The organism is Mesorhizobium sp. WSM4308 (assembly GCF_002294905.1).
Classification (GTDB): domain Bacteria; phylum Pseudomonadota; class Alphaproteobacteria; order Rhizobiales; family Rhizobiaceae; genus Mesorhizobium.
Genome location: NZ_NSFW01000004.1, coordinates 348450 through 369430, shown reverse-complemented (window position 1 = coordinate 369430; position 20981 = coordinate 348450). Strand labels below are relative to the sequence as shown.

Genomic DNA, 20981 nt, shown 5'->3' with positions numbered 1-20981 from the left:
AATCTGTAACGTTTCAGATTCTGGGAGGAACCGAAATGCGATACAAACTTTTGACCGCTGCCCTGGCGGCCACGGCAGCGCTGCAGTTCGCCGGCCCGGCCGCCGCGACGGATCTGGAAGTCACTCATTGGTGGACTTCCGGCGGCGAGGCGGCGGCGGTTGCGGAACTCGCCAAGGCATTCGACGCCACCGGCAACCACTGGGTCGACGGCGCCATTGCCGGCTCCGGCGGCACGGCACGGCCGATCATGATCAGCCGGATCACCGGCGGCGACCCGATGGGCGCCACCCAGTTCAATCACGGCCGGCAAGCGGAAGAACTGGTGCAGGCCGGCCTGATGCGCGACCTGACCGATGTCGCCAACAAGGGCAAGTGGACAGAGGTCGTACGACCGAAGAGCCTGCTCGACAGCTGCACCATCGGCGGCAAGATTTATTGCGTGCCCGTCAACATCCACTCTTGGCAGTGGCTGTGGCTCTCGAACGAGGCCTTCCAGAAGGCCGGCGTGCCGGTGCCAAAGGACTGGAATGAGTATGTGGCCGCCGCCCCGGCGCTCGAGAAGGCAGGCATCGTGCCGCTGGCGGTGGGCGGGCAGGCCTGGCAGTCGTCCGGCGCTTTCGACGTGCTGCTTGCAGCGGTCGGCGGCACCGACACCTTCCTCAAGGTCTACAAGGACAAGGACGCCAAGTTCGCAGCCGGCCCCGAAGTCGCCAAGGTGTTCAAGGCGGCCGACGATGCGCGCAAGATGGCCAAGAACACCAATGTGCAGGACTGGAACCAGGCCACCAACATGGTCATTACCGGCAAGGCCGGCGGCCAGATCATGGGTGACTGGGCGCAGGGCGAGTTCCAGGTTGCCGGCAAGACCGCCGGCAAGGACTATACCTGTCTTCCCGGCCTTGGCCTGAACGAGGTCATTGCCACGGGTGGTGATGCCTTCTATTTCCCGGTGCTCAAGGATGCCGACAAGTCAAAGGCGCAGGAAGTCCTGGCCGAAACCTTGCTCGATCCCAAGACCCAGGTCGCCTTCAATCTCAAGAAGGGCTCGCTGCCGGTGCGTGGCGACGTCGACCTTAACGCTGCCAATGACTGCATGAAGAAGGGTCTCGCCATCCTGGCCAAGGGTGCCGTGATCCCATGGACCGATCAGCTGCTTTCGCAAGACAGCCAGAAGCAGAAGGAGGACCTGTTCTCCGAATTCTTCGCCAAGCCCGAGATGACCGTGGAAGAGGCGCAGAAGCGCTTCGCCGACATCATCGCCACGGCGGACTGATACCGCCGGCAACTCCCTTCCTCCCGGTCCGGTGAACTCCAGGGCCGGGAGGGCGGGCTCTTACCCGATCCAGCATGGCTGCACCGATGAGCAAGAGCGAACGCCCGAGCCGACTGTTTCGCAATCTCAATGCGAAGGTCGCGTCGATCCCCATGATCCTCACCGCGCTGGTGGTATTCGTCGGCGGCACGGCGTGGACGGTGCTCTATTCCTTCACCAATTCGAAGCTGTTGCCGCGGCTGAATTTCGTCGGCCTCGACCAGTATTACCGGTTGTGGGCGACCCCGCGCTGGCTGATCTCGATCGAGAACCTGCTGATCTACGGTGTGATCTCGCTGGTTTTCTCGCTGGTGATCGGTTTCATCCTCGCTGCCCTGCTCGACCAGAAGATCCGTTTCGAGGATACGTTCCGCACCATCTTTCTCTATCCCTTCGCGCTCTCCTTCATCGTCACCGGCCTTGTCTGGCAATGGCTGCTCAATCCTGACTTCGGCATCCAGGGCGTGATACGAAACCTCGGCTGGACGAGCTTCGCTTTCGATCCGCTCTACAATTCCAGCATCGTCATCTACGGCATATCGATCGCCGCGCTCTGGCAGGGCACCGGGCTGATCATGTGCCTGATGCTGGCCGGCCTGCGCGGCATAGACGAGGATATCTGGAAGGCCGCGCGGGTGGACGGGATTCCGATGTGGAAGACCTATCTGTTCATCATCATCCCGATGATGCGACCGGTCTTCATTACCACGCTCGTCATCATCGCGTCCGGCATCGTCAAGGTCTACGACCTTGTCGTCGCCCAGACCAGCGGCGGACCCGGCATCGCCTCCGAAGTGCCGGCAAAGTATGTCTACGACTACATGTTTTTCGCCCAGAATCTCGGCCAGGGTTTCGCGGCCTCGACCATGATGCTGCTCTCGGTGATGATCGTCATCGTGCCGTGGGCCTATCTCGAATTCGGAGGCAGGAAGCGTGTCTGACCAAGCCGTTTCCCTGTCCGCGCCGTCCGGCGCCGTCCAAGCCGATGCCTCGGGACCGAGCGGACCGAAGCCGCGTCACATCTTCTCGCGCCGCAACATCTTCCTCTATGGCACGCTCATCGTGGCGGCGCTCTACTACCTCCTGCCGCTCTATGTGATGATCGTCACCTCGCTCAAGGGCATGCCGGAAATCCGCCTCGGCAACATCTTCTCGCCCCCGCTCGAGATCACTTTCGAGCCCTGGGTCAAGGCATGGTCGACGGCCTGCACCGGCCTTAACTGCGACGGACTTTCGCGCGGCTTCTGGAACTCCGTTCGTATCACCGTACCTTCGGTGATCCTGTCGATCGCGATCGCCTCGGTAAACGGCTATGCGCTGGCCAACTGGCGCTTCAAGGGCGCCGACACGTTCTTCATCATCCTGATCGTCGGTGCCTTCATCCCCTATCAGGTGATGATCTACCCGATCGTCATCATCCTGCGCGAGATCGGCCTCTATGGCAGCCTGAGCGGCCTGGTGATCGTCCATTCCATTTTCGGCATGCCGATCCTGACATTGCTGTTCCGCAACTATTTCACCTCCATGCCGGAGGAATTGTTCCGGGCAGCGCGTGTCGACGGGGCCGGTTTCTGGGGCATCTATCTGCGCATCATGCTGCCGATGTCGCTGCCGATCTTCGTCGTCGCCGTCATCCTGCAGGTGACAGGCATCTGGAACGACTTCCTGTTCGGCGTCGTCTACACGCGTCCCGACACCTATCCGATGACGGTTCAGCTCAACAACATCGTCAACTCCGTGCAGGGCGTGAAGGAATACAACGTCAATATGGCGGCGACCATCCTGACCGGGCTGGTGCCGCTCGTTATCTATTTCATTTCCGGCAGGCTTTTCGTGCGTGGCATCGCTGCCGGCGCGGTGAAAGGGTGATGATGGCTGAAATCGCGAACCCCAGCGTATCGATCCAGAACCTGTCGCTGAACTATGGTGCGGTGTCGGTCCTGCAGACACTCGACCTCGATATCGCCGAGGGCGAGTTCATCGTGCTCCTGGGACCCTCCGGCTGTGGCAAGTCGACCTTGCTCAACTGCATTGCCGGGCTGCTCGACATTTCGAAGGGCCGCATCTTCATCAAGGGCAAGAACGTCACCTGGGAAGAGCCCAAGGATCGCGGCATCGGCATGGTATTCCAGTCCTATGCGCTCTATCCGCAGATGACGGTGGAGAAGAACCTGTCCTTCGGCCTGCGCGTCGCGGGCCTGCCCAAGGACGAAATCGCCAAGCGCATCGCGCGCGCCGCGGAGATCTTGCAGATCGAACCGCTGCTGCAACGCAAGCCCTCCGCGCTGTCCGGCGGCCAGCGGCAGCGCGTGGCGATCGGGCGGGCGCTGGTGCGCGATGTCGATGTGTTCCTGTTCGACGAACCGCTGTCCAATCTTGACGCCAAGCTGCGATCCGAATTGCGCGTCGAAATCAAGCTGCTGCATCGCAGATTGCAGAACACCATGATCTACGTCACCCACGACCAGATCGAGGCGATGACGCTGGCCGACCGGATCGCGGTGATGAAGGGCGGGGTCATCCAACAGCTCGACGCGCCGCAAACGATCTACAACCGTCCGGTCAATCGCTTTGTCGCCGGATTCCTCGGTTCGCCGGCAATGAATTTCGTCGAGGGTCAACTTGCAGCCGGCGATGCCGCGGCGTTCACCGCCGACGGGGTTTCGATACCGCTCGACCGCTATGAGTTCGACAAGGATCGCGGCAGCGCGGGCAAGCCCTGTGTGTTCGGCATCAGGCCCGAGCACGTCGCCTTTGGAGATGCGGCCAAGGCCATGCCGTTCACCGCCGAGTCATCCGTCGAGATCGTCGAGCCGATGGGCTCCGACACGCTGGTGTGGACCAAGCTCGGCGGCCGCAATTTTTCCTTCCGCGTCGAGGCGGAAAAGACGCTGCGCACCGGCGATCCAATCCGGATCGGCTTTGACCCCGCCCGCGCCTCGCTGTTCGACACCCCATCCGGCAACCGCCTATAGCCCCCCAAGCCCTCCTCCCAAGAACCCACCCTACCAAGCAGAACGGACAGAGACGATGAACTGGTCATTCCAACTTTACAGCGCCCGCAATTTTCAACCCTGGGAGGGCGTGCTCGCGACGCTCGGCAAGCTCGGCTACGCGCAAGTCGAAGGCTTCGGTGGCGTCTATGAAAATCCCAAGGCCTTCCGCGCGGAACTCGACAAGAACGGGCTTTCGATGCCGACCGGGCATTTCTCCATCGATGCGCTGGAGAAGGATTTCGACGGCGTGCGCAAAACGGCCGAAGCGCTGGGCATCAAACTTCTGATCTGCCCCTATCTGATGGCCGAGGACAGGCCGTCCGACGCCGCCGGCTGGCGCGGTTTTGGCGAGCGCCTGGCCAAGGTCGGCGAGGTCGCCTCGAAAGCCGGCTACGGCTTTGCCTGGCACAACCATGATTTCGAGTTCAAGGCCCTCGCCGACGGTTCGGTGCCGCAGGATCACATCCTGTCTTCCGCTCCCGATATCGGCTGGGAGATGGACCTTGCCTGGGTGGTGCGCGGCGGCGCCGATCCGCTGCCCTGGATCGAAAAGCACGGCAAGCGCATCGTCGCCGTGCATGTAAAGGATATCGCCAGGCCGGGCGAAGGGCTGGACGAGGATGGTTGGTCGGACGTCGGCCACGGCACGATCGACTGGGCCAACCTGATCAAGGTGTTGCGGGCCAAGAGCGCTGCAAAATACTTTGTCATGGAGCAGGACAACCCCAACGACATCGAGCGCTTCGCCAGCCGCTCGATCGCATCCGTCAAGGCTTACTAGGAACAATCATCATGGCAAAGAAACTGGGTATTGGCGTCATCGGCTGCGGCAACATCTCGAAGGCGTATTTCTCGCTGGCGCCGCTGTTTCGCGGCATCGAGATGCGCGCTTGCGCCGACATCAACATGGACGCGGCCAGGGCGCGGGCGAAGGAGTTCAACCTGCGCGCCGAAGCCGTCGAGGATCTGCTCAAGGCCGACGACATCGACATCATCGTCAACCTGACGATACCGGCGGTGCATTACGAGGTGTCGAAACGCGTGCTCGATGCCGGCAAGCACGTCTATTCGGAAAAGCCGTTCGTGCTCTCGCTCGAAGAGGGCCAGGACCTCAAGGCGCGGGCTGAAAAGAAGGGGCTGCGCATCGGCTCGGCGCCCGACACGTTCCTCGGCGGCGCGCACCAGCTGGTGCGTGAGCTGATCGATGAGGGCAAGCTCGGCAAGATCACCAGCGGCACCTGCCATGTCATGGGTCACGGCATGGAGCATTGGCACCCCAATCCGGATTTCTTCTTCCAGCCGGGCGCCGGACCGGTGCTCGATATCGGACCGTATTACATCACCAATCTGATCCAGCTGATCGGGCCGGTAAAACAGGTGGCGGCCTTTGCGACAACCCCGGCCAAGGAGCGGACGATTTCATCGAAACCGCGTGCGGGCGAAAAAATCCCGGTCAACACGCCGACGACGATCCATGGCCTGCTGGAATTCGAGAATGGCGCCGTGGTGACGTTGAACACCAGCTGGGACGTCTGGGCTCACGGCCACGCGCCGATGGAACTCTATGGCGAAGCTGGCACGGTGTTCGTGCCGGATCCGAATTTCTTCGGCGGCGACGTGCGCTTCACCGAAGACGGCAAGCCGGTCAAGAAGCTGCCGAAATGGAAGCACCCGCTTGGCGTGCCCAACGAAATGCACGGCCAGGGCATGATGGCCAACTACCGCACGGCGGGTCTCGCCGACATGGCATTGGCAATAGTCGAGGGCCGGCCGCATCGTTGCTCGATGGAGCTGGCGCTGCATGCCGTCGATGTCATGACCGGCATCCTGCGTTCCGGCGAAACTGGCAAGTTCGTTGCCATGCAGACCACTTGCGAGCGGCCGGCGGCACTTGGCGTCAAGGCGGCCAAGGAACTGCTGGCGAAGAAGTAGACGCAAGGATTATCGATAATTTTGAGTTGTCCCTCTCCCCGTTCGGCCGGGGAGAGGGTAAAAGGGCGCCGGGCCGTCTCACCGCCTTTGCGATGAAGCTGCCCGGTCTGTTCAGTTTCGAGGATCTTTTCCCATGCCCTATGTTGCCGCCGAAAATCGCTACGAAAAAATGATCTACAACCGCTGCGGGCGCTCCGGCCTCAAGCTGCCGGCGATCTCGCTCGGCCTGTGGCACAATTTCGGCAATGACACGCCGCACAAGACCAAGCAGGCGATCGTGCGCAAGGCGTTCGATCTCGGCATCACCCATTTCGACCTCGCCAACAATTACGGACCGCCGCCCGGCTCGGCCGAGACCGCTTTCGGCGAGATCCTGCGCACCGATTTTTCCGCCTATCGCGACGAGCTGATCATCTCGACCAAGGCCGGCTACGAAATGTGGGCCGGCCCTTACGGTGAATGGGGCGGGCGCAAATACATGCTGGCCAGCCTCGATCAGAGCCTGAAGCGGATGGGGCTCGACTATGTCGACATCTTCTACTCGCACCGCTTCGATCCCGACACGCCGCTGGAGGAAACCATGGGGGCGCTCGACCATGCGGTGCGCTCGGGCAAGGCGCTCTATGCCGGCATCTCGTCCTACAACTCGCAGCGCACCCGCGAAGCCGCCGACATCCTCAAGCGGCTCGGCACGCCCTGCATCATCCACCAGCCGAGCTATTCGATGCTGAACCGCTGGGTCGAGGAAGACGGCCTGCTCGACGCGCTGGAGGGGCTCGGCGTCGGCTCGATCGTGTTCTCGCCGCTGGCCCAGGGCATGCTCACCGACAAATATCTTGGCGGCATCCCTGAAGGTAGCCGCGCCTCCCAGGGCAAGTCGCTGAAGTCGGCCTTCATCAACGACCGCACCATCGCCAACATCAAGGCGCTCAACGCCATCGCCGGCAAGCGCGGCCAGACGCTGGCGCAGATGGCGCTGGCCTGGGTGCTGCGCAAGGGCAAGGTGACGTCGGCGCTGATCGGCGCCAGCCGGCCGGAGCAGGTCGAGGACTGCGTCGGCGCCCTGAAAGTGCTCGACTTCAGCGATGCCGAATTGGCCGAAATCGATAGCTACGCGCGCGAATCCGACATCAACCTGTGGGCAGCCTCCGCCGAGCGCAAAGGCCCGCCGAGGAAATAGAGCTGTCGGACAAACCGGCAAATGAAAACGGCCCGGCAAATGAAAACGGCGGGAATCTCTCCCGCCGTTTTCACGACAAGCAAAATGTCGGGCAAAATGGCCAGGCCTTCAGGGCGTCTTCGGCTTCTGCGCGGTGCCCAGCCCGGCTTTCGGCTTTTCCGGCGCGGGAGCAAGGGTCTTCATCTTCGCCTCGATCCAGCCGCCGTAGTTGGCCAGCCGCGTGTAGATGCCATAGGCGTCCTTGTGGCCGCAGGCCGCACTGCCGTCGGCGGGACCTTCGCCCCAGCTGACGACGCCGACCTGAACCGGGCCGTCGGCGCCGGTCATGAACAGCGGGCCGCCGCTGTCGCCATTGCAGGCATCGCGCACACCGCTGGTGGTGCCGGCGCAGATCATGTTGCTGGTCAGGGGATCGGTCATATCGGCGGCAATCGCATTGGCGGCCGCATCGATGCCCTTTTCCGAATAGCGCATGCGGTGGGACAGATCGCCTAGTGCCGCCTTCAAATCATGCGCATAGATGGCCTTGATGCCGGTGTTGCAGGCGCTGTTCGGCTGCAGATCGAGGTCGGCGACCATCAGCGTTGTCGGGAACGTTCCGTCCTGCATCTTGCCCCAGCCGGTGACGGTGGTCTTGCCGGTGTCGGGTGTCGCCTCGCGGGTAAGCTTGATGGTCGGCGCATCGGCCGGCTCGGCAAGCCGGAGCAGGCCGAGGTCGTTGTCGAGCGTCTGCTCGCTGTAGCCTTCGTTGACGATGACCTCCACCACCTTATGGCGCTTGCCTTCGCTGAGGTCGGTGGCGCCGGTCAGCACGGTCACTGAATCCGGTGAGATCGGCCGGCCCTTGTCGTTGAGGCAGTGCGCCGCCGTCAGCACCCATTGCGGGGCGATCAGGCTGCCGCCGCAGAATTGCGCATTGGCCTGCGACGCTGGGTTCTCGTCCAGCCTGGCGGTGGTGAGCAGCGCGACCTGGAACGGATAGGCGCCCTTTTCGGCCTGGTTGCCGCCATAGACCCGGTCGGCGCCGTCAGGATTCTCGGCGGCCGCCTTGGCCCTGGCCTCGGTCACCCGCTGCATCGGCGAGACCGCCGCTTCGGGCCTTGCGGTGCTTTCATCCGCCCGGCCTTGGTTGATCGATACGAAGGCAGCGGCAATGCCAAGCAGCGATGCGGCAACGATTGGCCCGAACCGATTTGTGATGTGCACCTGAACCTCCTCAGACAATTCTCCCGTGCGGATCGACGCAGGGCATTGTGCAAGGAGGTGTTGCCGGTTCAGCGATCCGCACGCGTGCCGTATCGAAAACGGCGCGCGATCGGTCACGAAACCGAATCCCACTTTTGCTAACCGTGCCCGCGAGCAGAACCCGCACAAAATCCTATAGCCCCCCACGGGCTACGTGGAAGCGAATTGTCATTGCCAATCTTGGATTATTTTAGGCAGTATACCGTTGCAGAGTTTTTTTGGCGGGGGCCTTGAAAATGACAGCCTAGAACAACGCTCGCGGGGAATGCCGGCGGGTAGACTCATTTTTCGGCGTCACCACGATCTCGACAATATTTCTGTATTTTGATCCAGTCCTTGCTGACTTTTGGGAGAGTCTCACCATGACAAAACTGACAAACGCACTCTTTGCGTTCGCTTTGCTTTCCACCGCAATGTGGACGGTCCCGGTTTTCGCCGCCGACCCTGGGTCCGCCAGTGCCGGCAATGGCGAAAGCATGCGGGATGTTACTTCGGGCGACTTCAAGGCGGGCCGAGCAAAACCGATCACGACACCACAGCTTACTGATGAAGACAGCCGCGCCGCGCCGCTCACCGACGAGAAGGCGGCTGTCAAATCCTATGGCATCGTCGGGCGTTCCGCCGATGGCAAGGAGATCAAGATCGAACCAAGCGAAGCGCTGCGCGAGCTCATCATCAAGGAACTGAACGCGCCGGCCAATGGCGCGGACGGGGCTGAGCGCAAGAGCGAGGACCCCGGGCTCGGCGAAGGTGAGGCCGGGCGCCAGGTTTTCGGCCCCGATGATCGCGAGCAGGTCAAGAACACCAAGACCTACCCGTTCTCGGCCATCGGCTATCTGGAAGCCAAATCGACGAAGACGGGCAGCTATGGCAGCTGTTCTGCAACGCTGATCGGCCCGCGCACGGTGCTCACCGCGGCGCATTGCCTCTACAGCCATGAGGACAAGGACTGGCTCTCCGAGTATCTGTTCGTGCCAGGCCTCAACGGCAGCACTGCCGACGACGCACCGTTCGGCGCCTTCACCTATGAAAGCGCCTATGTGCTGCAGGGCTTCATCGACAACTACCAGGGCTATTACGGCTCGGTGATCCCGTGGGATCTCGGCATCATCACGCTGAAGCAGGATGTCGGCACCAACCTCGGCTGGCTGGGCTACGCCAATTATGACGATCTCGGCGACTTCACCGCCAACCTCGTCGGTTATCCCGGCGACAAGCCGATGGGCACGATGTGGAAGGCCAGTTGCGAAGTGCATGCCGAGAACATCGCTCCGGAGTATTTCCAGTATGACTGCGATACGTTCCCGGGATCGAGCGGCAGCTCGGTCTATGCCTACGACACCAAGTCCAAGCAGCGCATCATCACCGGCGTCAACGTGGCGGAAAGCCCCGACGCGAACACCGCCGTGCGCCTGAACGCCGCCAACGTCCAGTGGATCAACAGCCTGTACAAATAGGCGCTGCGCGCTCGCAGTGAAGACAAAGGCGGCGGGTTAATCCTGCCGCCTTTTTCGTGCCGTTTCTTCCGCATGGCTTCCCTTGCACGAGGCCGGCGCCCCGACTACGCTTGGGCTTGCCAGGGGCGAGGCGTCCAGGGGGCTCAAGGGATGGGGCGGACAAGGGCAGTGTTCGGGATCGCGGCCGCAGCGATGCTGGGCGCGATGATGCTTTCACCGGCTTTTGCCGATCCCGCCCCTGTCGGCGGCGCCTGGGCGGAGCGCGTGCAGATCCTCTATCAGGCCGACACACGCTCGGTGCTGCGCAGGGCCGTGCGTGTCTGGGATTTCCATCCCGAGAAGAACCTCGACTTCGTCTGGGAGCCGGCGGTGGGCCAGTCGCCCGACAAGACGATCGCCGAGGACGGCACCGTCAACGGCAAGGGCAGGCTGGTGTGGCGGGTGCGCGGCTCCGCCAGCTATGATCCGAAGACGGTCTACTCCAGCTATTTCGGCGATGTCAGGAACGGCCGGCCCGACGGGCAAGGCAGGCTCGAACTGCGCTCGGGCGAGGTTTTCGAGGGGCATTGGCTTGGCGGAGAACTCAACGGCAAGGGTATCCATATCGATGCCGACGGCAACCGCTATGAGGGGCAGTTCGTTGACGGTATTGCGAATGGCGAGGGCCGGTTGCTGTCGAAGGCAGGCGAGATCTTTGCCGGCTCTTTTGTCGGCGGATTGAAGAATGGCAAGGGCACCACGCGGCTCGCCGGCGGCACGGTCTATGAATCGCAATGGGTGATGGGCAAGGAGGTCGGCAGCACGCGTCCCGACGTTCTGGCCGATGCCAGGGTCGGAGGCCTGCTCAAGGCGCAGGCCGGCGGCGGCGATGCCGACAAGGTCGAGATCGGCGTCATCGTCGACCAGCGCATGACCCAGCAGGCCGACATGAAATACCAGCACCTGGTGCGCGACGAGGACATCGCGATCTATCCGGAAGACAGCCTCTACAACGACGCCTGGAACGGCACCGGCACGGTCAACACCACAAATGTCTATGAAGGTGCGGACTGGGAGGACACGCCGGCCTTTGCCGAGGTCGACCTGAAGACGACGGACGAGTCCAGGGTCAAGCTCGACAGGCTGGAAATGAAAGTCGCCGCCAGCGACGCCTACCGCAAACCGATGCTGTCGATCTCGGAGCATTTCGGCTGCATCGGCTTTCGGCCCGATTTCTCGATCGTCAACAATGGCTGGGGCGACGCCAAGGGCATGAAGATGTCGATCCAGTTCACCACGGTGGACGACGAAGGCAATCCGACCGGCCAACCAAGCCGCATGTTCACCAAGGATATCGGCGGTTTCGGCGATGGCGTCGACGTGTCGATCAAGAGCGTGCTGGACGAGGCCGGCGTCGATACCGCGAGCCTTGAGACCGGGCGTTTCCCCTGTCCCTCGGTCGACAGCCTCAATGTCTGCCGCAGCCAGTTCACCAACAAGATCAAGTTCGGCGAGGTCGGCGACTATCTCGGCAATTTCAACCAGGCGATGACGCTGAACGCGATCGGCAAGTTTGACTATTCATGGGCGGACGATCAGGGCAATGTCTACCAGCAGAGCGAGCCGTTCCGCGCCCAGATGACCATGGCGGTCTTCGAGACTCCGGAATCGATGGCCGAATGCGGCGATGGCGGTGGCGGCAGCCCGGAAGCGATGCGCTACCAGAACATAGAATTCCCGATCGGCAAGCACGACTACTCGATCGCCATGCCGGTGCGCGGCAACAAGAATGTCAGCGCCTATACGGCGCGGCTGAAGATGTGGTCGGCGATGTCGTCGATCCACAGTTTCAGCATCGCCGCGCATTTTGCCGACGGCAGCGTGCGCGAGAGCAAGCCGGTGACCTTCTTCTATTTCCGGCCGAAGCAGTCGCTGTTCGAGACCAGGACCGAGCCGGCGGCGTGCTACCTGCCGCGCCAGATGACCGGCTGCGGCTAAGGCATGTCAATATTCAGGTGAGGCCGTTTTCGACTGGGCCTGACCTGAATCTCAACACACCTTCCCGTCGAAAAACGGCAGTTGCCTACTTTCGACCCATCTCGAAATAGTTGGACAATGGGATGAGCCTGATGAAGATCGTGCCCTGGGGAAAGACACGCAGTTCCAGCATCGAACCTGAGGAGCGTTGCGCATTCTGGTCGAACAGGAAATTGCCGAGCGAGTAGACTTCCGCCACATCGCCGCCGGCGAGCGGGACGATCGCCTCGCTCGACACATGCGGATGGCCGCCGACAATGGCCGAGACGCCGCGCAATCGCATCTCATCGGCAAGCATCTCTTCGCGCGCCGACGGTTCGGTCTTGTACTCGCGGCCCCAATGGACGAAGGCGACCACCGGGCGCTGCGCATTCTCGTGCAGCAGCCGGTCGAGCAAGGCGGGGGTGAGCAGGTCGGTGTTCTTCGAACCGTTGGTGTCGATGTCGGTCAGGCCGACAAGGTCGAGATCGGCAAGCGCCAGCGTCTCACCATGGCCGAAATGTGGGATGCCGGCTTCGTCGAGTGCGCGCACCGTCTCGGCATAGCCGGACGAGCCGAGATCAGAAGCGTGGTTGTTGGCGAGGCTGACGCCGGCGACGTGCAGCCGTTTCAGCATGCTGGCGGCGAGGTCTTCCGGCATGGCCAGCGTCATGCCGTCGATCGCTTCCGGTACGTTGGGCAGGATGACGCCTTCGAGATTGACGATCAGCGGCCGCGCTCCGGTCAGTGAAACGATGCTGTCGACGATCTTGTCGGCCACGCCGTCGCGGACCAGGATCTTCTTCATGGCGCGACCGAAATTCACGTCGCCGGCGAGATAGTAGATCCGGTCCTTTGGCCGCGCGGGGTTGTTGAAACCGGGACCGAAGGCGCCGAACAGCGCCACGACATAGCTGGTGGTGCGCTCGACATAGTCGGACGTGTGTTCCTGCGAGTTCTCGTTGGCTACGACCAGCGGCTGGGCGCCGAACAGTTCGCGCTGCAGCCGGGTCTGGATGTAGAGCGCGCCGACGGAATCGGCATGACCGGGCTGGCGAAGGGCTGCGATGCCGTCGAGGGAGCCGGCGGCCAGCATATTCAGCGTCTGCTGGTCGAAGCGCCTGGAATCATGCTGCGGCAGATAGTGCGAGAAGTCGGAGGATTCGACGATCAGCGTGTCATGGTCGACAATCGGTTTCAGCGCCTCGGCCAGCCTGTCCCAGTCGCCGCGCTTCGCCTTCACCGACATCGCCACCGGCACGATCTTCGCCCCTGGGAAATAGTGGTGCAGGAAGGGCAGCATGGCGCGCACGCCATGTTCCTTGTCGAACAGGCAGGATTCCTCGACCATGTCGCCGTGGGCTTCGAGAAGGCGCACGGCATCGCTGTCGGCCGCCACCGGGCCAAGCACGGTGTCGAAGCCGCGCGCCGTGGTGGCGTAGAGCTTGTTCGTCTTGTGGAAATGGTCCGGAGACAGGATGACGATGCGCTTGTAGCGGAAACCCGACGCTGCCCTGAAGCCGAGTGCCACGAGGTCGGCGGCCAGCAGGTGATGCGGCACCGTGATGCCGGTCAGCCGCTGGTTGGAGGGCTGGACAGTGGCGACGCTGGCGATGGCGTCCTTGAACAGCGTGGCGTCGTCGTAAAACGGCGGGAAGTTTTCGGTGCCGGGCGGGCAGACGATCGGGGCGGCCTGTGCCGTGCCGCCGAGAACCAGGGAGAATATGATGACCGTCAGCAGGCGGGCTATCACGGCTCGGCCAACACGATGTTCTCCACGCCGCCGACATAATAGAACGGTTTCTGCTTCGACGCGGTCAGCCGAACCACTTCGTGCGAGATGAAATCGGCGAGCCCGAACAGCGTGACGCCGCCATCCGAGGTCTTCGCCTTGCCGCGCAGGCCTTCGAGGACCGAATAGGTGAAGACGCCGTGGCCGAGCTCCGGCAATTCGGCGGCAGTGTTGTTGGCCGCGGTCGCCGAAAACACGACGATGCGCGCGTCCTGCGCGTCCTTTTCCAGGCGCGGATTGAACGCGTTGGCGGCGTGGCACGTGTCGAGCAGCATGAAGCGCATTCCCTTGGCTCGCTCGACCGATTTCTGGATGTCACCCCAGTCAACGAGCGAAGAGCGCTTCCAGCGATCGGCATCCTGTTTGCGGCCGTCCGTCGGGATGAAATAGTAGTCCTCGTCGATGTTGATGCCATGGCCGGCGACAAAGACGATGGTGGTGTCGTGCTCGCCAGGCCTGTCGAGGAAATCGGCAAGCTGGTCGTCGATCGTGTGCGAGTCCGGCTCCATGATGTTGTCGGCGCTGGCGACGGTGTAGGTCTGTTGCGCCATGTCGGGGCTCTCGTCGAGCGCCTCGCGATTGACCAGAACCAGCGTCTCCATCGACGAGAACAAGGGCGCCGACTTCTGTGCAACCACCTTGAGGAATTCGGTAGCGTCGTCGACGGGGTAGCGCAAATCGCAGGCATGGCCGGAACAGGCGTCGGTCAGGAACGGATATTTGTCGACGCCGATCACCGCGACATAGAGCTTGCCCTTGGCCTCGGCCTTTTCGGTCTTCCTCGCCAGCGCCGTCACGCTGCGCTCGGTCAGATAGCCATATTCGTTGGTGCCGGTGATGCGGATGATGTTCTGGCCATCCTCGACCGGTACCTCGACTGTTGTCTTGTTGCCGTCGACCGAACGCGTGGCGATGTCGCCGACATTGCGGCTGTTCGACAGGATCGAGAAGCCGGCGACATCGGTTCCGGCTTCCTTGGCGCCCGTGATCTCGACGGCGACATAACCGTCGCGGACCTTGCTCTGGTCGTCGGCGAGGCGGATGCCGAATTCCGGTGGCTTGCGCTGCAAGAGCTTCTGCAACTCGTTGTCGACGCCCGGCCGCATCTCCTGGACTGCCTGTTTGGCGCTGCGCAGGATGATGGCGCGGCGCACCATTTCCGGGCTCCAGAGGTACTTCTTCAACTGGCCGGCGCGGATGAAGCGGCCTTCATGGTCACGGCCCTGGTTGACGTGCCAGCCGATCAGCTTGTCGCCCTCATCGGAGGAATAATAGTAGCCCTGCGGCATCCAGGCGATCCATTGCGAACCGGCAAAGAACATCGACACGATCAGCTCGTGCGTCTTCAGGTTCCACAGCCTCACGGTCTGGTCGGCGCTGCCGGTGACAAGCAGGCCGGCTTTCTCCGAGGCGACCATGGCGTTGATTTCGCCGGTGTGGCCGGTGAATTCGCCGGAGACCCTGGCGGTCGCGGCCTTGTATTCCAGCAGCGTGCCGTCACTGCCGCCGGTGATCAGGCCAAGCCCATTGTCGATCAGCGTGAAGGCCGAATGGGCAAAGCCGTTGGTGGCATCGTTCTCGATCGAGCGCACCACCTTGCCGCCATTGGCGATCTCCAGCACCGCGTTTTCCAGCGCGTCCTTGCCGCCCACTGTGGCGTGCAGCGACCACTTCCCATCGGTCAGCGCGGCGCGGGCAAACGAGCCGGGCTCGGTCAGCGGCTGCGGGTCGTCGAAGAACCGCTCGGTTGTGGGCAGTTCAAGCCTCTTGTCCAGCGCGCCCAGCTGTTCAGGGCAAGCCACGCGCTCGGGGCAGCGGTTGGCGTTGCCCCAGGCGATGATGCCGTTCGCCGCGTCGATGCCGATCGCGGTCACCGGTTCGCCCACTCCTTGGAGCAAGGCCTTGCGTTCGCCGGTCGCCGGGTCCCAGACCTGGATGGCGTTGCGGGTGCCGCCGGCCGTCGCCACCAGCGAGCCGTCGGCATTGGCGGCGCTGGCATAGACCGTGCCGTCATGGCCGCTGTAGTCGAGCAGCTTCTCGCCGCTGTCGGTGTTCCAGACGACGGAGCGGTGCTTGTCGGCGCAGCGATAGCCGCAGGAGGCGACCAGCCGCGATCCCTTGGCGAAGGTCAGCGAGCCGATGAGGAAATCCTGCTTCGGCATGGCGTGCGCCAGCGTGCCGTCGGCGGCGCGCCAGAGCTGGACCTGGCCGTCCTTGCTGCCGGTGGCAAACAGGCTGCCGTCCTGCGAGGTCGCCAGCGCCAGGACGCTGACGTCCCGCAAAGGCTCGGTCTCTGCCGGCAAGGCGATCTCGTCGCCCTTGGCGACATCCCACAGCCGGATGCCATTGTCGGTCGTAGTCGCCGCCAGCCGGGTTCCCGCGGCGGCGAAAGCCAGCTTGTCGATGTGCCAGGAATCGGCGTCGAGCTTCTTGTCCAGCGTCCAGCCGGTCGCTGATTTGTCGTCGAGCCGCCAGAGATAGACCATGCCGTCGCCACCACCGGCAGCCAGTGTCTTGCCATCCGGCGAGAAGGCGAGGTCGTAGGTCGCGTAGTCGGCGGCCTTGAGCACGGCCTTCATCTTGCCGGTGGCGAAGTCAAACAGCCTGATGTCGCCATAGGGCGGCTTGTCGCCGAGACCGGCGCCGAAATAGCCTCCTGCGGCGATCGTCCTGCCATCCGGCGAGACCGCGATGGCGAAAATCTTGCCGTCGCTGCCATTGCCGAGATAGCCGCGAATGGTGCGCAGCGTCACGCCGCTCTGCCAGTCCCAGATGCGGATGGTCTTGTCATCGGATGCCGAGACAACGTCCTCGCCGTCGGGTGTGAAGGCAAGATCGGCAATCCGGGCGGTGTGGCCGCCGGTGTCGATGTCGAGGTGGAAATCCGGCGCGTCCTCGGCGCGGGCGGCCGAGGCCGTGACCAAAACTCCAGCCATGGCCAGCCACCGGCAGGCATGCATGAGGCGCAAGGTGGTTCCGGGTTTCCCCATCGCTAATTGGCTTCGGCCGCTGGTTGCCCGTTGCCAACATAGGCCTCGATCGCCGTGGCAAAAGTCGGCGAACCTGCCTTGCGCTGCTTGTCGACATAGCCGGCAAAATAACTCCAGAACGAGACGGCGTAGTCGCGGAAATAGGCATCGGTCACCTTGCGTGAGCACAGGTCGCCGTCGACGCAGAAGGACAGCCGGTTGAGGAAATAGACGATGCGGTCGAAATTCTCGCTGAAGTCGGCGAGCGGCATGTCGCCGCCTGAAGCGCTCATCGCCTCGATGCCGATGCGCTGGCGGAACACCTGCTCCTCGGTCGGCGACGGGTTGGCGCTGAGCAGATTGTCGTATTTGGCGTTGAGGGCGGCAAGACGATCCTTCAACGCCCGCTGTGCCTGCTGGTAGTCCTTGGTTTCCCACAGCTCGACCAGCGACATCGTCTGCTCGACGCGCTTCTGCTCCTGGTTTGCCAGGAACTGGTAGACCGAGAATGCCAGGGTGAAGATGATGGCGAAACGCACCAGCATGCCCGACCAGGCATAGACCAGCATGCGCCAGTCGCGATCGGTGAAGGGATTGCTCTCCTTCTTGATCTCATGGCTGCTCGGCCAGGGGAAACCTTCGGTGGTTTCCGGCAGCGACTCCTTCGCCGCCGGCGCCTTTGCGGGCGCGGCCACCGGTGTCTGCTTTGTCGTGCCCCCCGGCTTCTTCATTTGCAGCTGTCCAGTTCGATGGTGGCGGAGGGATCAAGCACTATGCCCGGCGCTTCAAGCTGCTTTTTCAGGCATACCAGCTGCGGACGCGAAACTATGAACTGCATGTCAGGCTCCGCCGGCGCCTTGTTGGGCGAGGGCAAGGCTTCGACCACGCCTCGCGAGGCGCAGCCCGAGAGATCGACCACCACCGCGTCACTGCTGGTTTTGGCGAACTGGTCGTACTGATCGAGGAAGCACGTCGCCAGTTCCGAATTAATGACCACCTGTTTGGCGCAAAGGCCGCAGCTGTCCTGTGCCGAGGCATTGGCGACCAGCAACAGGCCGCCGACAAGTCCGGCAAGCGTTGCGCGCCAGGAGAAAAAAGACTTCTTCACAATCGATCCTATCTGCTTCGTCGGCCGCTGAGCCCTTGGCCGCGGCTGGGGATGTTCTCATATCGCGCCGATCGCGCAAGAGCCTGATATACCAGGCCGTGAGGCCTTGGGGCCGAAGCTCAGGCCCGCGGCACCGTCTCCATCGGGAAGATCATCACTGCCCCCTTCGGGCCGCTCTTGTCGGCAAGCCGCATCACCGAACGGGTCGGCGGCGCCATGCCGATATCGGCGAGCATGTCGGAGAAGCTGGCAGGGCCGAGGCCGCGCGTCATCGCCGCGACGCCGTCCTGCGCCAGGAAGCTCAGATCTTCCTTCTCGCTTTCCGGCGGCGCCTCGGTCAGCACCGCGATCATCCGTTCCATGCCGAAGCTGGTGTCGGTGAAGGCGAGCAGCCCTTCCTCCAGCGTGGCCTGCGGGGCCAGGCGTTCGGCGACGATGTGGGTGATCGAATAGTCGCTGCCGACATAGAGCACGTTGATGTCGACCAGCTGGTCCGAGCTGTTCTTGGCCAGCACATGCACCTCGTCGCCCGGCGAGACGCGCGGCACTGCGGAAGCCTGCAAGGGTTCGAGCCCGTCCTTGTCACGGCGCTTGACCTGGAACTGCACGTCGACATCCGCGGGCTTGTAGTCGGAGGCGGCCGCCAGCCGCGACAGCCCGGTGGCGCGGTAGATGGTGCGCAAATTCCTGGTCGTGGCGTCGGCCAGCTTCTGGCGGTCGTCCGGGTGGATGATAATCAGCGACGGCCTGCTGCCGTCCTTCAGCGTCACGTCGCCCGACGCCGGCAGGAACCACAGGGCCGGCTTGTCGCCGGCGTCCTTGCCGGCGCCCGCAATGGCATTCTCACGCATCACCGCGAAGCGCAGCTCGGCGCTCTTGCCCGGGGCGACCAGTTCGATGTTGAAGCCGGTTTCCTTGGCCGCGGCCAGCTCGTCGAGAACCGAATTGACCAGTTCGGTTTCTTTTTCGAGTCCCTTGGTCGCGGCCGGCCGAGCGACCGTGAGCCTGTAGTCGACGGCGATCTCAGCCACCCGCGCATAGGCGTTGGCAGGAATGTCGGCCAGTTTGAGTGCCGGCTTCTTCTCGAACTCGACCGGCTTGACGCGGCTTTCCAGGTTCTTGGCCGACTCCACCTCGAGATAGCCGACCGCCTCGGACAGCGACGACAGCGCCGAGGGCAGGATGGCAAGCTTGCTGCCAGGCGTGAGGCGATGCAGCAGGCCGGCGCCGATCGTCGCCTCACCCTCCTTGACGACGATTGGCCACTGCATGACGGCGTCGGTCTTGTCGGTGCCGAAGACGCGCGCGTCGAGCTCGCCCTCGAACAGCGGCGTCGGCCGGGTGCGGCTGTCGGCCGAATATTGCTGCAGCACGGCCTGGCCGAGCTGGCGATAGGTGACGTTGGGGTTTTCAGCGAGCTTCGACAGGATGGTGAAGGTGAACAGGCCGAAGCGCGGCGCATCCGCCGTTCCCTTGGGCAGCGGCATCTCCGGCGTCGTCTCCACCGTCTGCGCGGCATAGAAGGCAACCAGCTTGCCCTTGGCGATCGCTTCGCCGCCAGTCGGCGTCAGGTTGAAGGCGGGCTTGCGCGCGCCATTCTCGTCGAGGCCGCGCGAGGCGCTTGCGACCGTGTCCTCATAGGCCTTGACGGCGGCCGCCCTGGCGGCCTCGTCGCCGCCGACCAGGTCGGCGAATTCGACCTTGCGCTCCAACTCGTCATCGACCTCGACGGCGCGCGTCGCGGTGCCGGAATGGCAGCAGTCGAAGACAGCCCAGACAAAGGCGCCCTTGTTGCGGATGGCGTCGAGCACATCGCCGATCTCATTGTCGACCAGCGCGTTCGGCACGCCGGCATCGCGATTGATCCATTTCTCGATGTCGACGGGCAGGAAGATCTCGTCGAGTCCGTCGGTCTCGTTGCCCTTGACCCTTTCCGGCTGCTGGGCGCCGTGGCCGGACAGATGCAGATAGACGAAGTCGTCGCGCTGAACCTTGGCCGCAAGGTCGGCGAGCGCCGCCTTGATCGCCGCATGGGTCGGCAGGCCTTTGGCGCCGGGCACGTCCTTGGCAAGCAGCGTGACGTTTTCGGGCGCGAAGCGCACGGGGTCGGGCACGTTCTTCAGCAGGTACTCATGCACCAGGCCGGCATCGTTCTTCGGCCCGATCAGCCAGTTCCTTTGTGGCAGGGCTGGATATTCGGTGCAGGCGACCAGCAGCGCGTGATAGGTGCGCGATGCCGCAAGCGCCCGAAACGAGGGCGTACCGGCCGCCATCAGCGCGGACGTGCCGACAAGCAGCGTCCGGCGTGTCAATTTGATCATATTGCTTCCCCAAGCCCGATCGAATTTCCCAAGCGAAACCACCCTCGTCGAGGATTTTGTCAGTATTTTGAATGTCGCTGCGCCAAAGAAACCTGCCGTCATCAAATGCGCGGGCACGTTATCATCGGCCCGGGACAACAACAGAAGAGTAGCAAAGACGACGGTTCGTCGCTATCTGAATGGGATCAGGCGGTTTGCGCGGGCAGACAGCCTGGAGATGGCGCAGGACAAGTTGGAACCGGACCATGGCGGCAAGGGATGTGCTGACGAAGAACCAGTTGTGCGTGCTCGAGAAGCTCGAGGCCGCCAGCGGACCGCTCAGCGCCTACACCTTGCTCGACCAGTTGCGCGAACGCGGTTTTCGCGCACCGCTGCAGGTCTATCGCGCGCTGGACACACTGGTGAAGTCCGGCTTCGTGCACCGGCTGGAAAGCATCAACTCCTTCGTCGCCTGTGCCGAACCGCATGATCACAGCCATTCGATGACCGCCTTCGCCATCTGCGACACGTGCGGGCAAGTGACCGAGATGTCGGACCACGACGTCGACCACCGGCTGAACGAATGGGTCCATTCGACCGGCTTCGCCGCCAAGAAGGCGGTGATCGAGTTTCGCGGGACGTGCGCGAAGTGCCGGGCCGAGGCCGCTTAAGGTCTTCTCCCCGTAGGATCAGG

16 protein-coding genes are annotated in these 20981 nt (G+C 63.1%); 10 read left to right on the top strand and 6 right to left on the bottom strand.

The window, feature by feature from the left end; genetic code table 11:
- Positions 1-35: 35 nt before the first annotated feature.
- The 7 genes from CK227_RS09845 to mgrA all read left to right on the top strand — a co-directional run bounded on the left by CK227_RS09845 (position 36) and on the right by mgrA (position 7421).
- A complete protein-coding gene (locus CK227_RS09845; protein ID WP_095772440.1) occupies positions 36-1274 on the top strand; it encodes an ABC transporter substrate-binding protein in 1239 nt (412 codons plus the stop codon).
- Between the two features lie 86 nt (positions 1275-1360).
- Positions 1361-2254 carry a sugar ABC transporter permease gene (locus CK227_RS09840; RefSeq protein WP_027047408.1) on the top strand — a complete coding sequence of 298 codons (894 nt, stop codon included), beginning with the start codon at positions 1361-1363 and terminating at the stop codon, positions 2252-2254.
- Positions 2247-3182 (top strand): carbohydrate ABC transporter permease, encoded by a 936-nt coding sequence (locus CK227_RS09835; protein ID WP_095772441.1) that lies wholly within the window; start codon positions 2247-2249, stop codon positions 3180-3182. Before CK227_RS09840 ends, CK227_RS09835 begins: the two co-directional genes overlap by 8 nt.
- Before the next feature lie 2 nt (positions 3183-3184).
- Positions 3185-4288: a sn-glycerol-3-phosphate ABC transporter ATP-binding protein UgpC gene (ugpC, locus tag CK227_RS09830; RefSeq protein ID WP_095772717.1), complete on the top strand. Its 1104-nt coding sequence runs from the start codon at positions 3185-3187 to the stop codon at positions 4286-4288.
- 55 nt (positions 4289-4343) lie between these two features.
- Entirely contained in the window at positions 4344-5090 is a 747-nt protein-coding gene (locus CK227_RS09825) for a sugar phosphate isomerase/epimerase (RefSeq protein ID WP_095772442.1), read from the top strand.
- Positions 5091-5101: 11 nt separating this feature from the next.
- Complete coding sequence (locus tag CK227_RS09820; protein WP_095772443.1) at positions 5102-6241, top strand: Gfo/Idh/MocA family oxidoreductase; 1140 nt, start codon at positions 5102-5104, stop codon at positions 6239-6241.
- Between the two features lie 133 nt (positions 6242-6374).
- Positions 6375-7421 (top strand): L-glyceraldehyde 3-phosphate reductase, encoded by a 1047-nt coding sequence (gene mgrA, locus CK227_RS09815; RefSeq protein WP_095772444.1) that lies wholly within the window; start codon positions 6375-6377, stop codon positions 7419-7421.
- Positions 7422-7529: 108 nt separating this feature from the next.
- On the opposite strand, the gene CK227_RS09810 is transcribed toward mgrA, so the two are convergent.
- Positions 7530-8627, bottom strand: coding sequence for a trypsin-like serine protease (locus tag CK227_RS09810; RefSeq protein ID WP_095772445.1), 1098 nt, complete (start codon positions 8625-8627; stop codon positions 7530-7532).
- Between the two features lie 401 nt (positions 8628-9028).
- On the opposite strand from CK227_RS09810, the gene CK227_RS09805 reads away from it, so the two are divergent.
- Together CK227_RS09805 and CK227_RS09800 are read left to right on the top strand one after the other, a co-directional pair.
- Positions 9029-10123 (top strand): serine protease, encoded by a 1095-nt coding sequence (locus CK227_RS09805; protein ID WP_095772446.1) that lies wholly within the window; start codon positions 9029-9031, stop codon positions 10121-10123.
- A gap of 168 nt (positions 10124-10291) precedes the next feature.
- Complete coding sequence (locus tag CK227_RS09800) at positions 10292-12100, top strand: hypothetical protein (protein ID WP_245318099.1); 1809 nt, start codon at positions 10292-10294, stop codon at positions 12098-12100.
- Positions 12101-12185: 85 nt separating this feature from the next.
- On the opposite strand, the gene amrB is transcribed toward CK227_RS09800, so the two are convergent.
- The 5 genes from amrB to CK227_RS09775 all read right to left on the bottom strand — a co-directional run bounded on the left by amrB (position 12186) and on the right by CK227_RS09775 (position 20308).
- The gene (amrB, locus tag CK227_RS09795) at positions 12186-13871 is read right to left on the bottom strand and encodes an AmmeMemoRadiSam system protein B (protein WP_095772448.1); all 1686 of its coding nucleotides are present in this window, start codon (positions 13869-13871) and stop codon (positions 12186-12188) included.
- A complete protein-coding gene (locus CK227_RS09790; RefSeq protein WP_245318100.1) occupies positions 13868-16846 on the bottom strand; it encodes a caspase family protein in 2979 nt (992 codons plus the stop codon). The genes amrB and CK227_RS09790 overlap by 4 nt, the downstream gene beginning before the upstream one ends.
- Positions 16847-16902: 56 nt before the next feature.
- Positions 16903-17610, bottom strand: a complete 708-nt coding sequence (locus CK227_RS09785; protein WP_095772449.1) for a hypothetical protein — start codon at positions 17608-17610, stop codon at positions 16903-16905.
- Positions 17607-17987: a hypothetical protein gene (locus CK227_RS09780; RefSeq protein WP_095772450.1), complete on the bottom strand. Its 381-nt coding sequence runs from the start codon at positions 17985-17987 to the stop codon at positions 17607-17609. Before CK227_RS09780 ends, CK227_RS09785 begins: the two co-directional genes overlap by 4 nt.
- Positions 17988-18106: 119 nt before the next feature.
- The gene (locus CK227_RS09775) at positions 18107-20308 is read right to left on the bottom strand and encodes a caspase family protein (RefSeq protein WP_179296406.1); all 2202 of its coding nucleotides are present in this window, start codon (positions 20306-20308) and stop codon (positions 18107-18109) included.
- 245 nt (positions 20309-20553) lie between these two features.
- Between CK227_RS09775 and CK227_RS09770 the strand changes: the two genes are divergently transcribed.
- Positions 20554-20958: a Fur family transcriptional regulator gene (locus tag CK227_RS09770; RefSeq protein WP_095772451.1), complete on the top strand. Its 405-nt coding sequence runs from the start codon at positions 20554-20556 to the stop codon at positions 20956-20958.
- The last annotated feature ends 23 nt before the right edge of the window (positions 20959-20981 follow it).

Bases quoted from the DNA above. Each gene is read 5' to 3' on its own strand.
- CK227_RS09790 (WP_245318100.1), bottom strand. From the start codon at position 16,846: ATGGCTGGAGTTTTGGTCACGGCCTCGGCCGCCCGCGCCGAGGACGCG.
- CK227_RS09825 (WP_095772442.1), top strand. From the start codon at position 4,344: ATGAACTGGTCATTCCAACTTTACAGCGCCCGCAATTTTCAACCCTGG.
- mgrA (WP_095772444.1), top strand. From the start codon at position 6,375: ATGCCCTATGTTGCCGCCGAAAATCGCTACGAAAAAATGATCTACAAC.
- CK227_RS09770 (WP_095772451.1), top strand. From the start codon at position 20,554: ATGGCGGCAAGGGATGTGCTGACGAAGAACCAGTTGTGCGTGCTCGAG.
- CK227_RS09845 (WP_095772440.1), top strand. From the start codon at position 36: ATGCGATACAAACTTTTGACCGCTGCCCTGGCGGCCACGGCAGCGCTG.
- CK227_RS09820 (WP_095772443.1), top strand. From the start codon at position 5,102: ATGGCAAAGAAACTGGGTATTGGCGTCATCGGCTGCGGCAACATCTCG.
- CK227_RS09775 (WP_179296406.1), bottom strand. From the start codon at position 20,308: ATGATCAAATTGACACGCCGGACGCTGCTTGTCGGCACGTCCGCGCTG.
- CK227_RS09785 (WP_095772449.1), bottom strand. From the start codon at position 17,610: ATGAAGAAGCCGGGGGGCACGACAAAGCAGACACCGGTGGCCGCGCCC.
- CK227_RS09840 (WP_027047408.1), top strand. From the start codon at position 1,361: ATGAGCAAGAGCGAACGCCCGAGCCGACTGTTTCGCAATCTCAATGCG.
- CK227_RS09805 (WP_095772446.1), top strand. From the start codon at position 9,029: ATGACAAAACTGACAAACGCACTCTTTGCGTTCGCTTTGCTTTCCACC.
- ugpC (WP_095772717.1), top strand. From the start codon at position 3,185: ATGGCTGAAATCGCGAACCCCAGCGTATCGATCCAGAACCTGTCGCTG.